General features: G+C 57.6%; 14 protein-coding genes and 1 other annotated feature. Of the genes, 5 read left to right on the top strand and 9 right to left on the bottom strand.

The genetic code is table 11. The features are described from left to right. The 3 genes from WFO70_RS13665 to WFO70_RS13655 are packed head-to-tail and all read left to right on the top strand — an operon-like array spanning position 1 to position 2,997. Positions 1-1,074, top strand: a complete 1,074-nt coding sequence (locus WFO70_RS13665; RefSeq protein WP_337016854.1) for a FecCD family ABC transporter permease — start codon at positions 1-3, stop codon at positions 1,072-1,074. After that, positions 1,071-1,847, top strand: a complete 777-nt coding sequence (locus WFO70_RS13660) for an ABC transporter ATP-binding protein (RefSeq protein WP_337016853.1) — start codon at positions 1,071-1,073, stop codon at positions 1,845-1,847. The genes WFO70_RS13665 and WFO70_RS13660 overlap by 4 nt, the downstream gene beginning before the upstream one ends. A 19-nt stretch (positions 1,848-1,866) precedes the next feature. After that, positions 1,867-2,997: an ABC transporter substrate-binding protein gene (locus WFO70_RS13655; protein ID WP_337016852.1), complete on the top strand. Its 1,131-nt coding sequence runs from the start codon at positions 1,867-1,869 to the stop codon at positions 2,995-2,997. Positions 2,998-3,030: 33 nt separating this feature from the next. Here WFO70_RS13655 and WFO70_RS13650 read toward each other — a convergent pair whose 3' ends face one another. The 3 genes from WFO70_RS13650 to tal form a co-directional block, all read right to left on the bottom strand. Continuing rightward, positions 3,031-4,320, bottom strand: a complete 1,290-nt coding sequence (locus WFO70_RS13650; RefSeq protein ID WP_337016851.1) for an MFS transporter — start codon at positions 4,318-4,320, stop codon at positions 3,031-3,033. 123 nt (positions 4,321-4,443) lie between these two features. Next, entirely contained in the window at positions 4,444-5,031 is a 588-nt protein-coding gene (gene mog, locus WFO70_RS13645) for a molybdopterin adenylyltransferase (protein WP_337016850.1), read from the bottom strand. A gap of 110 nt (positions 5,032-5,141) precedes the next feature. After that, the gene (gene tal, locus WFO70_RS13640) at positions 5,142-6,095 is read right to left on the bottom strand and encodes a transaldolase (protein WP_337016849.1); all 954 of its coding nucleotides are present in this window, start codon (positions 6,093-6,095) and stop codon (positions 5,142-5,144) included. 261 nt (positions 6,096-6,356) lie between these two features. Between tal and WFO70_RS13635 the strand changes: the two genes are divergently transcribed. Both WFO70_RS13635 and yaaA read left to right on the top strand, forming a co-directional pair. After that, complete coding sequence (locus WFO70_RS13635; protein ID WP_337016848.1) at positions 6,357-7,787, top strand: alanine/glycine:cation symporter family protein; 1,431 nt, start codon at positions 6,357-6,359, stop codon at positions 7,785-7,787. A gap of 66 nt (positions 7,788-7,853) precedes the next feature. Next, the gene (gene yaaA / locus WFO70_RS13630; RefSeq protein WP_337016847.1) at positions 7,854-8,627 is read left to right on the top strand and encodes a peroxide stress protein YaaA; all 774 of its coding nucleotides are present in this window, start codon (positions 7,854-7,856) and stop codon (positions 8,625-8,627) included. Positions 8,628-8,657: 30 nt separating this feature from the next. Here the strand turns inward: yaaA and WFO70_RS13625 are convergent, their stop codons facing one another. The 6 genes from WFO70_RS13625 to WFO70_RS13600 form a co-directional block, all read right to left on the bottom strand. Further along, complete coding sequence (locus WFO70_RS13625; protein WP_337016846.1) at positions 8,658-8,945, bottom strand: DUF2502 domain-containing protein; 288 nt, start codon at positions 8,943-8,945, stop codon at positions 8,658-8,660. 251 nt (positions 8,946-9,196) lie between these two features. After that, positions 9,197-10,483 carry a threonine synthase gene (gene thrC / locus WFO70_RS13620; protein WP_337016845.1) on the bottom strand — a complete coding sequence of 429 codons (1,287 nt, stop codon included), beginning with the start codon at positions 10,481-10,483 and terminating at the stop codon, positions 9,197-9,199. A gap of 3 nt (positions 10,484-10,486) precedes the next feature. Further along, the gene (gene thrB / locus WFO70_RS13615) at positions 10,487-11,416 is read right to left on the bottom strand and encodes a homoserine kinase (RefSeq protein WP_337016844.1); all 930 of its coding nucleotides are present in this window, start codon (positions 11,414-11,416) and stop codon (positions 10,487-10,489) included. A 1-nt stretch (position 11,417) separates the two neighbouring features. Further along, positions 11,418-13,880 (bottom strand): bifunctional aspartate kinase/homoserine dehydrogenase I, encoded by a 2,463-nt coding sequence (thrA, locus tag WFO70_RS13610; RefSeq protein ID WP_337016843.1) that lies wholly within the window; start codon positions 13,878-13,880, stop codon positions 11,418-11,420. A 25-nt stretch (positions 13,881-13,905) separates the two neighbouring features. Then, positions 13,906-14,023: a sequence feature (Thr leader region), on the bottom strand. Continuing rightward, positions 13,962-14,030 (bottom strand): thr operon leader peptide, encoded by a 69-nt coding sequence (gene thrL / locus WFO70_RS13605; RefSeq protein WP_103181027.1) that lies wholly within the window; start codon positions 14,028-14,030, stop codon positions 13,962-13,964. It overlaps the preceding feature by 62 nt. A 212-nt stretch (positions 14,031-14,242) precedes the next feature. Continuing rightward, the gene (locus WFO70_RS13600; RefSeq protein ID WP_337016842.1) at positions 14,243-14,929 is read right to left on the bottom strand and encodes a tRNA/rRNA methyltransferase; all 687 of its coding nucleotides are present in this window, start codon (positions 14,927-14,929) and stop codon (positions 14,243-14,245) included. Positions 14,930-14,981 lie beyond the last annotated feature (52 nt).

The raw sequence follows: 14,981 nt of genomic DNA, 5'->3' as shown, positions 1-14,981 counted from the left end.
ATGAATTCCAGCCTTGCCGCCAGCGACCAAACTGGCGAATCCACTGTCGCGTCACATTACCGTAGGGTTCTCGTCCGGCGCTTTGCCCTGGCAGGGGTGCTGTTCTTCCTGATTTTTAGCTCCCTGATCCTCGATTTCACGCTCGGTCCATCAGGCATCTCCGTTTCCACCTTATGGCACACCCTGGTCAATTCAGCCGCGGCCGACGCCGGGACGCGGGTGATCGTCTGGGATCTGCGGCTACCGTTTGCCCTGATGGCTGTCGCTGTCGGCATGGCGCTGGGGCTGGCCGGGGCCGAGATGCAGACCATCCTCAATAACCCGCTCGCCAGCCCGTTTACGCTGGGCGTGTCGTCTGCCGCCTCCTTCGGTGCCGCACTGGCAATTGTGCTCGGTTTAGGCATTCCCGGTATTGCCGACAAGTGGTTCATTCCGGCCAACGCTTTTGTCTTTGCGCTGCTGGCCTGCTTTATTCTGGATGGCATCAGCCGCTGGACCCGCGTGGCGACCTCCGGCGTGGTGCTGTTTGGTATCGCCCTGGTCTTTACCTTTAACGCGCTGATTTCCATCCTGCAGTTCGTTGCCAGCGAAGACACCCTGCAGGGGCTGGTCTTCTGGACCATGGGCAGCCTGGCGAGAGCCTCGTGGGATAAGCTGGCGATCCTGGCCGTAGCGCTACTGATTATCGTGCCGCTGTCGTTGAAAAACGCCTGGAAACTCACAGCGCTGCGTCTGGGAGAGGATCGCGCCGTCAGCTTTGGCATCAACGTGAAACAGCTGCGCCTCACGACGCTGTTACGCATCAGTATTATCTCTTCCCTGACGGTCGCTTTCGTTGGCCCGGTCGGCTTTATCGGCCTGGTGGCACCCCATATTGCCCGCATGATGTTTGGCGAAGATCACCGGTTTTATCTGCCTGGTAGCATGCTGATTGGTGCCCTGGTGCTCTCGCTGGCCTCAGTATTTTCCAAGAACATTGTTCCCGGCGTCATCATTCCCGTGGGCATTGTCACCTCGCTGGTGGGCGTGCCGTTCTTCCTCAGCATTATTATTCGCAACCGGGGGAACGTATGACCGACGGCCTGCGCGTCTGCGATCTGCACACTGGCTATCGTAAGAAAAAGATTATCAGTGGGCTGAGTACCCCCCAGCTCCCTCGCGGGCAGATCACTGCCCTGCTGGGACCGAACGGCTCGGGTAAATCTACCCTGCTGCGTGCTCTGGCTGACCTGAACCCCGCGCAGGGAGAAATGCAGCTCAATGGCGTAGATTTGATGACCCTCTCCCCGGCAAAGCGCGCCCGCAAGGTGGTTTATCTGCCGCAATCTCTGCCGCAGGGGGTGCATCTGCATGCGCTGGAATCGGTCATTGTCGCCCGCCGGGCCAGCGGCAATACTTCTGGGCTTAATGTCGAACACGAAGCGTATGCCATTCTGGAAAAACTGGGCGTGGCCCATCTCGCGATGAGCTTTCTCGATCAGCTCTCCGGCGGGCAAAAACAGCTGATTGGCCTTGCCCAGTCCCTGATCCGCGAGCCGGATCTACTGCTGCTGGATGAACCCTTAAGCGCGCTCGACCTCAACTACCAGTTCCACGTAATGGATATCGTCGCCCGGGAAACGCGTCTGCGTAATATCGTCACCCTGGTGGTGATCCACGACATCAACATTGCCCTGCGCCATGCGAATTTTGCCCTGATGTTGAAAGGTGGCGAGCTGATTGCCAGCGGCCTGCCGGGTGAAGTCGTCACCCCCGCCAATCTGGCGACGGTATACGGCGTGGATGGCCGGGTTGAATACTGTTCCCGTGGGCTGCCGCATGTGGTGGTCGACGGGTTAACACCATAAGAAAGAAGACGGGGAAAACATGACGCTAAAAAAACGCATCGCTGCCGGCCTGGCTCTGGTATTTATGCCTCTGCTGGCTGTGGCGCAGAACTGGCCGGTAACGGTTAAAGACGTGGATAACCGCACGGTCACCATTGAACACGAACCGCAGCGCATCATTCTGCAGGATGGGCGCGACATCTTCGCCCTGGCCCTGCTGGAGCGCGATAACCCGTTTGCCAGGGTGGTGGCGTGGAACAACCTGCCGAAAAAGCAGGACACCGAAACCTGGAACGTGCTGAAGCGTAAATGGCCGGAAGCGGAGAAGATCCTCGACATGAAATTTTCCGACCAGGGCAATGTCGATCTCGAAACGGTCATCTCCCGTCAGCCCGACCTGATGATTGCCCAGCTGCGTGCCAGGCCGTCGCTGGTCCAGTCCGGGGTGCTGGCGCAGCTTGAAGCCCTGCACATTCCGGTCGTGTTCGTGGATTACGAGCTGCACCCGGTCGAAAACACCCTGCCGAGTATTGCCCTGCTGGGCAAAGTCATGGGGCAAACCGAGCGTGCGCAGACCTATATGGATTTCTATCAGCAGCGTCTGGACAGGATCCACCAGCGTCTGGCAACGGTCAGCAAAAAACCGCTGGTGTTTATCGAACCCATTGCGGGTGTGGGCGGGCTGGATAACGGCTGCTGCTTCACCCACGCGCGTAACGGCTGGGGCGGGTTGGTCGAAGCCGCAGGCGGGACCAATATCGGCTCGCAGCTGCTGCCGGGGGCAACCGGGAATATCGCGGTGGAGAAGATCATCTCCCTGAACCCGGATTACTACCTGATGACCGGCTCAAAACGTCCGGGCAAAGGCACGGCGATTATCCCGTTTGGCTATAACGTCCCGGCTGAGGATGTCAGCGCAGCCTTTAACGCTCTGCTGACGCGTCAGGGCGTCGCCAGCATTCCGGCGGTCGCGCAAGGCCATACCGGGGCGCTCTATCACCACTTCTATAACAACCCGTACAACATCGTCGCCATTGAGACACTGAGCAAAATCTTCTACCCGACGCTGTTTAAGGATGTGGATCCGCTGGCGGACTATCACGCCATTATTAACGGTTTTACCGACATTCCGGATGACAACATCATCCTGAGCTTTACCCCTTCGCACTAACAAAAAGGCCGGGCACATTGCCCGGCCTTTTTATTATCCGGCGAGGACCGGTGCTTCTACAGGCTTTTGCCGTAACCAGATGCCTAACGCCAGCCCCATCAGCGACAGCGCCAGCACGTACCAGGCGGGAGCCATGGGCGACACGCCCATCAGCAGGGTGACGGCAATCGGCGTCAGCCCGCCGAAGATGGCGTACGAGACGTTATACGAGAAGGAGATCCCGGTGAAGCGCACTTCCGGCGGGAAGGCGCGCACCATGACGTACGGCACGGCGCCTACCACGCCGACGCACAGCCCGACCAGGCCGTACAGCAGGAACAGCTGCTCAGGATGGCTGCCCGCCAGGTGATAAAATGCCCAGCTCGATCCGGCCAGCAGCAGGCTGCCGATAATAAAGGTCAGGCTGGAACCGATACGATCCACCGCCAGCCCGGCAATCAGACAGCCGAAGCACAGCATGATGGTCGCGATACTGTTGGCCTGCAGCGTCACCGCCGGGGCAAAGCCGTACTGTTTTTGCAACCAGACCGGCGACATCAAAATCACCACCACGATCCCCGCCGACAGCAGCCAGGTGAGCAGCATCGACACCACCACCGCTTTCCTGTGCCGCACCACCACCGCCTTGACCGGCAGCTCCTGCGCCAGCGCCTTGCGCTGCTGCATCTCGAGGAACACCGGCGTCTCCTGCAGCCAGCGGCGCAGATACATCGCCACCAGACCAAAAGCGCCGCCCAGCAGGAACGGAATACGCCAGCCCCAGTCGTGTACCGCCTGTTGCGTCATGCTGGTGTTCACCAGCGTCGCCACCACGGAGCCCAGCAGAATGCCGACCGTCAGCCCTGCGGTCAGCGTCCCGCAGGCAATACCGATCCGCCGGGCCGGCACATGTTCCGCAACAAACACCCAGGCACCAGGCACTTCACCGCCAATCGCCGCCCCCTGCAGGATCCGCATCAACAGCAGCAACACCGGGGCAATAATGCCCATCGAGGCATAGGTCGGCAGCAGGCCGATAGCGAGGGTCGGGACAGCCATCAGCAGGATACTGAGGGTGAACATCTTTTTACGTCCCACCAGATCGCCGAAGTGGGCCATCACGATGCCCCCCAGCGGGCGCGCCAGATACCCGGCGGCAAAAATGCCGAAGGTCTGCACCTGACGCAGCCATTCAGGGATATCAGCCGGGAAGAATAGCTCCCCGACCACCGCCGCGAAAAAGACGAAAATGATGAAGTCATAAAACTCCAGCGCGCCGCCGAGGGCGGCCAGCGTGAGAGTCTTATAATCCTGACGATTGAGAGGCCGGTTGTAATGTGACATAGCGAACCATTTTGGGCTGAGTTGTTGAGTTATATTTACAGCGATCGTAAAGAAAAAATTACTATACCGTAAATGAATTAACCCGCTACTATTGTTACAGCTTATGTCACATAAATGTTAATTTCAGGAGATTGTTTCACGTCTCGCGCTTTTCGGGCGAAAAGCTGCTACCACCTGCGGATCGGTTTCGACGTAAGGTCCCTCAAGAAGCTGTACACAATAAGGTACACTGGCGAAGATACCTGCGACCACTACCTTACCGTCGGCCTCTTTCACCCCTTCCAGCGTCTCTTTAATGGATTTCGGCTGTCCCGGCAGATTGAGGATCAGTGCCTGCTTGCGGATCACCCCTACCTGACGGGAGAGGATCGCCGTTGGTACGAAGTGCAGGCTGATCTGGCGCATCTGCTCGCCAAAGCCCGGCATCTCACGATCGGCGATGGCGAGGGTGGCATCCGGCGTCACGTCGCGACGCGCCGGGCCCGTTCCGCCGGTGGTCAGCACCAGGTGACAACTCATTTCATCAACCAGTTCACATAAGGTTTGCTCGATGATGGCCTGTTCATCCGGGATCAGGCGGGTTTGCACTTCAAACGGGGTGGTCAGGGCAGCAGCCAGCCAGGCTTCCAGCGCGGGGATGCCTTTATCTTCGTAGACACCGCTGGAGGCGCGATCTGAGACGGAAACTAAGCCAATGCGTAAGGTATTCATATCCATTCCATTCAAACAATACAGATTGAGGGAATGATACACGCAGCGGGGGGATTCAGACAGGGAACAAGAGAAGTAGCGTGACCGGGAGCCCGGTCACGCGGGAATGATTACAGCAGGTCGCCGATCATTTTTTCCAGTTTTTCCTGGTCGATAGCAAACTTACGGATACCGTCCGCCAGTTTGTCTACCGCCATCGGATCCTGGTTGTGCTGCCACAGGAACTCGGATTCAGTGATGCGCTCAGGACGGGCTTTCACTTCGCCGCTGAAGCTCAGCTTACGCTCGATCGCGCCTTCGCTTTCTGCCAGCTCTTTCAGCAGCGCAGGGGCGATGGTCAGGCGGTCACAGCCAGCCAGTTCCAGGATTTCGCCCACGTTACGGAAGCTTGCGCCCATCACCACGGTTTCATAACCGTGCTGCTTGTAGTACTCGTAAATTTCGGTAACGGAAACCACGCCCGGATCTTCAGACGCCGCGTACTCTTTCTTGTCGGTATTGGATTTATACCAGTCCAGAATACGGCCCACGAATGGAGAAATCAGGAACACGCCCGCTTCTGCACAGGCACGCGCCTGGGCGAAGGAGAACAGCAGGGTCAGGTTACAGTTGATGCCTTCTTTTTCCAGCTGTTCTGCAGCGCGGATGCCCTGCCAGGTGGAAGCCAGTTTGATCAGGATACGGTCGTTGCTGATGCCAGCATCGTTGTACAGTTTGATCAGGCGTTTGGCTTTGGCGATGGACGCTTCGGTGTCGTAGGACAGACGCGCATCGACTTCAGTCGAGATACGGCCAGGAACCAGCTTCAGAATTTCCAGACCGATGTTCACAGCCAGTTTGTCGGTAGCATCCACTACCTGCTGAGCACGATCGCTACTCTGGCTTTTCGCCCAGGCAACGGCGTCGTCGATCAGTTTGCGGTATTCAGGGATCTGTGCAGCGTTAAGGATCAGAGAAGGGTTCGTTGTGGCATCCTGCGGCTGGTACAACTTCATTGCCGCGATATCTCCGGTGTCAGCGACAACAGTCGTGAACTGACGAAGGGAGGTTAATTTATCCGTCATGATAGTGTTTCTCTTTAACTTGCCCTGGATAATTCGCGTTACCAGCTGAACGCCAGAAACGGAAAAATGACAGGTTTACTTGTTAGGGGGATGTAACCGGTCTGCCCTGATGATAACACGACGGAAGGTCAGCGCAACCGCAGACAATGCGCTGAAGGATCCTGTGATAAACTTGGCAAAATTCCACACTGCTAATTACCTGTTTGCTCACTCATTAGTAGCGATTACCTATGCACTTTGGCATCAACAAGAGGGACGTTAATGCCTGATTATCTGTCGTTTGTTAATGAAATTTTGTGGGGTTCGGTAATGATTTACCTGCTATTTGCGGCAGGTATCTGGTTCACTTTTCGCTGCGGTTTTATTCAGTTTCGCTCCATTTCCCAACTGCGCATTAATCTGAAAAACAGCCTGAGCCACCAGCCGGGAGGCTTAACCTCGTTTCAGGCGCTCTGCACCAGCCTGGCTGCACGGGTCGGCAGCGGAAATCTGGCCGGGGTTGCGCTGGCGATCTCGGCGGGCGGCCCGGGGGCCATCTTCTGGATGTGGATGACCGCGATCATCGGCATGGCGACCTCCTTTGCCGAGTGTTCGCTGGCCCAGCTGTATAAGGAAGCGGATAAGCAGGGGCAGTTTCGCGGTGGCCCGGCCTGGTACATGGCCCGTGGCCTCGGTATGCGCTGGATGGGGGTGCTGTTTTCCCTCTTCCTACTCGTCGCTTACGGTTTGATCTTCAATACCGTGCAGGCCCACTCGGTCGCCCATGCCCTGCGTTTCGCCTTCAACTGTCCGGAAATCGTTACCGGCGGCGTGATGGCCCTCTTCACCCTGGCGGCGATCGTTACCGGCATGAGAGGCGTAGCCCGGCTGATGCAGTGGATGGTGCCGGTGATGGCGCTGCTGTGGGTGATCGCCAGCATGGTGATCTGCGCCTGGCATGCCGACCAGTTACCGGCGGTCTTTACCCTGATCGTAAAAAGCGCCTTTGGCTGGCGCGAAGCCGCCGCCGGTGCGCTGGGCTATACCCTGAGCCAGGCCCTGACGGCCGGTTTTCAACGCGGGATGTTTTCCAATGAGGCGGGCATGGGCTCAACCCCCAATGCCGCGGCGGCGGCGGCCTCCTGGCCTCCTCACCCGGCCTCCCAGGGCATCGTGCAGATGATTGGCGTCTTCGTGGATACCATCATCATCTGCACCGCCAGCGCGATGATCGTGCTGCTGGCAGGCCCGGTGGATCTCCCGGCTAATACCGCAGGGGTGCAGCTGGTACAGCAGGCGCTGGTCAATCTGACCGGGAGCTGGGGTGCCGGTTTCGTCGCCTTTATCATCATTTTGTTCGCCTTCAGCTCCATTGTGGTGAACTACATCTATGCCGAAAACAACCTGATCTTTTTACACCCCGATGCCCGGAAATCCCGCTGGCTATTACGGGGTGGCGTGGTGCTGATGGTGCTGCTCGGCTCCCTGTTAAGCCTGCCGCTGGTCTGGCAGCTGGCGGATATCATTATGGCGCTGATGGCCATCACTAACCTGACGGCAATCCTGCTGCTCTCCCCGGTGATCGTGCTGATAGCCCGGGATTATCTGCGTCAGCGAAAGCTGGGCGTCCAGCCTGTTTTTGATGTCTCGCGCTATCCCGAGATTGAAGCGCAACTTGCGCCCGGCGCCTGGGATGATTTACCGCGTCAATAACAGCCATCGATCAATCGAGGCGGTTTTTTTGGTAAAATCGCACCAAATTTCCTGCAAGGACTGGATATGCTGATTCTGATTTCACCTGCTAAAACGCTCGACTACCAGAGCCCCCTCGCCACCGAGCGTTATACCCAGCCTGAACTGCTGGATCACTCACAACAGCTGATCCGCGAGGCGCGCAAGCTCTCTGCGCCGCAAATTGCCAGCCTGATGAGCATCAGCGACAAGCTGGCGGATCTCAATGCCACCCGCTTTCACGACTGGCAGCCAGACTTCACCCCGGCCAACGCCCGTCAGGCGATTCTGGCCTTCAAAGGCGACGTCTATACCGGTCTGCAGGCAGAAACCCTCAGCGAGGCGGATTTTGATTTTGCCCAGCAGCATTTACGCATGCTCTCCGGCCTGTACGGCGTGCTGCGTCCGCTGGATCTGATGCAACCTTACCGTCTGGAGATGGGGATCCGCCTGGAGAACGCGCGAGGCAAAGATCTGTATCAGTTCTGGGGCGAGACCATTACCGACAAGCTGAACGATGCGCTGAAGGCGCAGGGTGACAATATCCTGATCAACCTGGCGTCGGATGAGTACTACAAATCGGTGAAACCGAAAAAGCTCAACGCGGAGATCGTAAAGCCGGTGTTCCTCGATGAGAAGAACGGCAAGTTCAAAGTGATCAGCTTCTACGCCAAAAAAGCGCGCGGACTGATGAGCCGCTACATCATTGAAAACCGTCTGACGCAGCCAGAGCAGTTGAAGGCATTCAACAGTGAAGGCTATTTCTTTGATGAGGAAGCATCAGGGAAAGGTGAGCTGGTGTTTAAGCGCCACGAGCAGTAACGCAAAACCCCGCCAGTTGGCGGGGTCAGTTTAATGGTGCTTCCGGTCCGGTCCATGACGATGATCGTCATGACGGTCGTCGTGGCGATTATCATGATGCTCGCCATGAGGATGCCAGCGATTGTCACGCCACTCGTAGTGAGATTTCCACCAGTCATGGTCGCGCCAGCGGCCGCCATCCCAGTAGTGTCCTTGCTTATCCTGATCGCCAATCTGCAGTTTGACCGCCGGTACCAGGGTGATTTCTGAGGCCTGAGCCGCCATCGGAGCCACCAGCATCAGCGAAAGTGCGATAAGCACAGGTTTCAGTTTAGACATAAGGTACTCCTTCTTGATCTTGCCCGTTGTGGGCCGATGAAAGGAGATTATCTGAGGGACGGGGAGGATGTTATTCTCTGCAATCCTATTCTGTAAGTGGCCGCATTTATTGGGAATTTCTACTTTTTCCCTGCTATTTTTCTCCTTAATTTCTCCATAAAAAAGCCGGGTGGCGGCTTCGCCTTACCCGGCCTAGGGTACGGTGCTTTTGTAGGCCGGGTAAGCGCAGCGCCACCCGGCAACACACAGACTTACCCGCGCGTCATCATCAACTTACGCAGCGCCGCAAAATCGGCCGGCAGGTTGTGCGACAGCAGCGGCAGATCGGCACGTTCGGCCAGCTCTTTCGGCAGCGGCAGCGACTCACCGAGGATCTCGTCCACGCTCTCCTTAAACTTCGCCGGATGGGCGGTGCCAAGGAACAGGCCATACTCGCCCGGATTCAGCTGATCGCGCAGGGCGCGATACGCCACCGCCGCGTGCGGCTCGGAGGTGTAGCCCACCTGCTTCAGCTCACGCATGGTCTCTTTGGTGGTGTCGTCCGTCACCGCCGCATAGCCCAGCTCATTCAGACGCCAGATTTTACGGCGGAACAGCTCTTCGACACGCGGCCAGTTGTTAGGCTGTGACACATCCATCGCGTTGGAGAGAGTGGCCTGAGTGGTGTTTGGCGTCCACTTGCCCTCTTTCAGGAAACGCGGCACCGTGTCGTTGGCGTTGGTGGCGGCGATAAAGCGCTTCACCGGCAGGCCCAGGGATTTCGCCAGCAGGCCCGCGGTCAGGTCGCCAAAGTTGCCGCTCGGCACCGAGATCACCAGCTGGTTACGCGCTTCCTGCGGCAGCTGGGCTACCGCTTCGAAGTAGTAGCAAATCTGCGCCAGCAGACGGCTGATGTTAATGGAGTTCGCGGAGTTCAGCCCCAGCGCCACCTTCAGCTCTTCGTCGTCGAAGGCCTGCTTAACCAGCGCCTGGCAGGCGTCGAAGTCGCCATCGATAGCGACGGCTTCAATGTTGCCGCCCAGGGTACAGAACAGTTTTTCCTGCAGCGGGCTGATTTTGCCCTGCGGATAGAGGATCACCACGCGCACGTTTTTCAGGCCATAGAAGGCATGCGCAACTGCCGCACCGGTATCACCGGAGGTAGCGGTCAGGATGGTCACTGGCTTATCGCCGCTGATATGGGTCAGCATCTGCGCCATAAAGCGCCCACCGAAATCTTTAAACGCCAGCGTCGGGCCGTGGAACAGCTCCAGACAGCCGACGTCCGGCTCAACCTGACTTACGGGTGCCGGGAAAGCAAAGGCCGCGCGGACGCGCTCTTCCAGCAGCTCCTGCGGGATCTCATCCCCGATAAAGGCGGAGAGAATTTTGGTGCTGCGGGTGACGAAATCCTGTTTCAGCATCTCGTCGATTTCGGTCAGACCAAACTCCGGCAGGTCATGCGGGAAGAATAGCCCCTGGTTTTTGCCCAAGCCCTGCGTGACGGCCTGTGCAAAGCTCACCTGCTCGTTATGATCTTTAAGATTGTAGAGTTTCATTGTTTATCCCAGTACGCGTGCGCCGGCCGTATCCAGACGGCAAATATGAACAAAGCCTTCCTGATTTTGCAGGTAATTTTTCCCCAGCCACTCAGCGACCCGCTGCGCCGTATCCGGCTTGTCGCACAGAGCAAACAGGGTTGGGCCGGAACCGGAGATGCCGCAGGCCAGGGCACCGATATCCAGCGCCGCGCTGCGCGCTTCGTTGAAGCCCGGCAGCAGTTTGGTGCGGTATGGCTCGGCAATCACATCTTTCATCAGTTTTGCCGCCAGCAGCGGCTGACGGGTATAGCAGGCATGAATAAAGCCCGCCAGATGACGGCCGTGCGCTATGCAGTCCTGACGGCGGTACTGCGCCGGCAGAATGGCGCGCGCTTCGGCAGTCGACACCTTGATGCCCGGATAGGCCAGCACCCACAGCCACTCGTCAAAGCCTGGCACCTGCTGGCTGATGATGCCGTTCTCTTCGATCATCAGCTGCATGCCGCCCAGGAAACAGGGGGCGACGTTATCATAATGGATGCTGCCGGAGATGCGCCCTTCAAGCTCGCCCATCAGGGCCAGCAGGCGGGTGTTATTCAGCGGCTTGCCGCAGTGCTCATTCATCGCCACCAGCGCGGCCACCACCGAACAGGCGCTGGAGCCGAGCCCGGAGCCAATCGGCATGCTTTTTTCGAGGGTCATGGCGACCGGCACGTTTTTACCGATCTCCTGACAAAAACGCTCCCAGCACTGATAAACGATATTCTCACGCGGATCGGTTGGCAGCTTGCTGGCGAAACGCCCGACGTTGCTCAGACTGAAACTGTCAGCGGCCTCTACCGTGACCGTATCCCCCAGCGATGAACCATCTACCGGCGTCACCGCCGCGCCCAGCACATCAAACCCAACGCTCATATTGGCGCTGGAAGCCGGGGCATAAACTTTGACCATGTTAAACTCCTAACTTCCATGACAGGGTACGCAGCAGATCGGCAAACACACCCGCCGCCGTCACATCGTTCCCTGCGCCATAGCCGCGAAGCACCAACGGCAGTGGCTGATAATAGTGGCTGTAAAACGCGAGGGCGTTTTCGCCATTTTTCACTTTGAACAGCGGATCGTTACCGTCTACCGCCGCCATCTTCACCCGGCAGACGCCGTCTTCTTCGATGTTGCCAACATAGCGCAATACCTTCCCTTCATCACGGGCTTTTGCAACGCGGGCCGCGAAGGCGTCATCCAGCTGCGGCAGATTCGCCATAAAGGTCGCCACGTCGCCGGAGTCGTCAAAGCTTTCCGGCAGAACCGGTTCGATCACGATATCCGACAGCTCCAGCTCACGCCCCGTTTCACGGGCCAGGATCAGCAGCTTACGTGCCACGTCGGTACCGGAGAGGTCGTCACGCGGATCCGGTTCGGTGTAGCCCAGCTCGCGCGCCACTTTGGTCGCTTCCGACAGGCTCATGCCTTCGTCCAGCTTGCCGAAGATAAAGGAGAGCGACCCCGACAGGATGCCGGAGAAACGCTGCAGTTCATCCCCGGCATTGAGCAGGTTTTGCAGGTTTTCGATCACCGGCAGCCCCGCGCCAACGTTAGTGTCGTAGAGGAACTTACGGCGGGATTTCGCCGCCGCGTGGCGCATCTGATGGTAGTAATCCATCGACGAGGTGTTGGCCTTTTTATTCGGCGTGACCACGTGGAAGCCTTCCCGCAGGAAATCGGCATACTGATCGGCCACCGCCTGGTGGGAGGTACAGTCGACAATCACCGGGTTCAGCAGGTGGTACTCTTTCACCAGACGGATCAGGCGGCCCAGGTTAAACGGCTCTTTCGCCTCCGCCAGCTCTGCCTGCCAGTTCTCAAGGTTCAGCCCGTGAACGTTGGTCAGCAGCGCTCTGGAGTTCGCAATGCCGCAGACGCGCAGATCGATATGCTTTTTCTTGAGCCACTCCTGCTGACGCTTGAGCTGCTCCAGTAACGCACCGCCCACTCCGCCGACGCCAATCAGGAACACCTCAATCACCTGGTCGGTGTTGAACAGCATCTGGTGGGTGACGCGCACGCCGGTGGTAGCATCGTCGTTATTAACCACCACGGAGATGGAGCGCTCTGACGAGCCCTGGGCAATGGCGACAATGTTGATGTTTGCCCGCGCCAGCGCGGCAAAGAATTTCGCCGAGATGCCGCGCAGGGTGCGCATGCCGTCCCCGACCACAGAGATGATCGCCAGATGCTCCTGGATGGCCATCGGCTCCAGCAGCTCTTCTTTCAGCTCGAGGTAGAACTCCTCCTCCAGCGCGCGGCGGGCACGCAGGCAGTCAATCTGCGGTACGCAGAAGCTGATGCTGTATTCGGACGAGGACTGGGTGATCAGTACTACCGAGATGCCATTGCGCGACATCGCGGCGAACACGCGTGCCGCCATCCCCACCATGCCTTTCATGCCCGGGCCGGAGACGTTAAACATCGCCATGTTGTTGAGGTTAGAGATGCCTTTTACCGGCAGGCCATCTTCGTCATTGCTGGCGCCAATCAACGTACCTGGTGCCTGCGGATTGCCGGTGTTTTTAATCAGGCACGGGATCTGGAACTGGGCGATAGGGGCGATGGTGCGAGGGTGAAGAACCTTAGCGCCGAAGTAGGAGAGCTCCATCGCCTCCTGATAAGACATCGACTTCAGCAGGCGGGCATCCGGCACCTGGCGCGGGTCGCAGGTGTACACGCCGTCGACGTCGGTCCAGATCTCGCAACAGTCGGCGCGCAGGCAGGCGGCCAGCACGGCGGCAGAGTAGTCGGAGCCGTTACGGCCCAGCACCACCAGCTCCCCTTTTTCATTACCGGCGGTGAAGCCCGCCATCAGGATCATATGGTCAGCAGGAATTTTGCCTGCCGCAATGCGACGGGTAGATTCGGCAATATCTACGGTTGATTCGAGGTAATGGCCAACAGCGAGCAGTTTTTCGACAGGATCGATAACGGTGACGTTATGGCCACGCGCTTCCAGCAGGCCCGCCATAATGGCGATAGAGAGTTTTTCACCGCGGCAGATCAGCGCCGCGTTAATGCTGTCCGGGCACTGGCCCAACAGGCTGATACCATGCAGAACGTGTTTAATCTGGGCAAACTCTTGCTCAACAAAAGCTTTCAGCTGAGCATGCGGAAAGCCGGGTTGGGCATCCGCCAGGCCCTGCAGCAGGTTAGCAAAGATCTGCTCTGCGTCGCTGATGTTCACCAGTGCATCCTGCCCACCGATGGTTTTTTCAATCATCGCCACCAGGTGGTTGGTAATTTTAGCCGGGGCAGAGAGTACCGTCGCCACCTGCCCCTGCCTGGCATTGCTCTCCAGGATGTCGGCAACACGCAGAAATCGCTCTGCATTTGCCACTGATGTACCGCCGAACTTCAACACTCGCATGGTTGTTACCTCGTAATCTTTAGCCGAAAAAAAAGCCCGCACTGTTCAGGTGCGGGCTTTTTTCTTTCTTTCCTGTACGCCTCAGCCCGCACCGTTACCTGTGGTAATGATGATGGTTGTGGTAATGGTGGTGATGCTGATGCGTTTCATGGATGTTGTGTACTCTGTCATTATTATCTGTCTGTGCTGTCTACCTCTATTGGTTAAAGCATACGTGCCGCTAAGTCAACGAATTTCTGATTTAAGCGCCTTTCCCGACCCTGTCACGTCTCGCTGTCTGACATTTTATTTCTGCCCGGATCGGGCCGTATGCAACCCATAAACTGGAATCTTTAACCATAACTAAAAGCTATGACAGACGTTTACTCTGCGAGCTTTTTTTCGATATCGTGCAGCAATCGGTGCAACATGGCCGTGTCTCGCTGCGCCAGCAGACCCAACCGCTGCTGTAGCCACTCCACCATTTTTTGATCGTCGGCGACATTCAGCGAGTCCAGCAGGCGATCGGTACGCGCACGTAACGCGGCAAGCTGGTTTTCATCTACCTCCGCCACCGGCGCAACCGGCATTTGCATCAGAGAGGCTAATTGATAGCAATAGACCATCACCGCCTGACCTAAATTCAGGGACGGGTAATCCGCCACCATCGGCACGCCGGTCAACACGTCTGCGAGGGCCAGTTCGTCGTTGGTCAGACCGGAATCTTCGCGGCCAAACACCAGCGCCATCTTTGGCATCCACTGGCTTTTCTCCGCCATCAGCGGCACCAGTTCAGCCGGCGTGGCGTAATAATGAAACTTAGAACGGCCGCGGGCGGTGGTAGCAACCGTAAACGAAATATCGTGCAGCGCATCCGCGAGCGTTTCGTAAGTTTTTAAATTATCGAGAATATCTCCCGAGCCGTGCGCCACACGCCGTGCCGCCGGATCCTGATGTGCGTCACTGGCAACGATACGTAAATCGGTAAACCCCATGGTCTTCATAGCCCGTGCTGCGGCACCGATGTTTTCTGCTCTTGCGGGGGATACCAGTACGATTGACAAATGCATTTATGCTCTCTTTTTAAGCAGTTAGCCGATAAAAATGTGATGGACATCATCA

Source organism: Leclercia sp. AS011 (genome assembly GCF_037152535.1).
Taxonomy (GTDB): Bacteria; Pseudomonadota; Gammaproteobacteria; order Enterobacterales; family Enterobacteriaceae; genus Enterobacter.
Note: the sequence above shows the minus strand (reverse complement) of the source record. Positions and strands in the feature narration are given on the sequence as shown.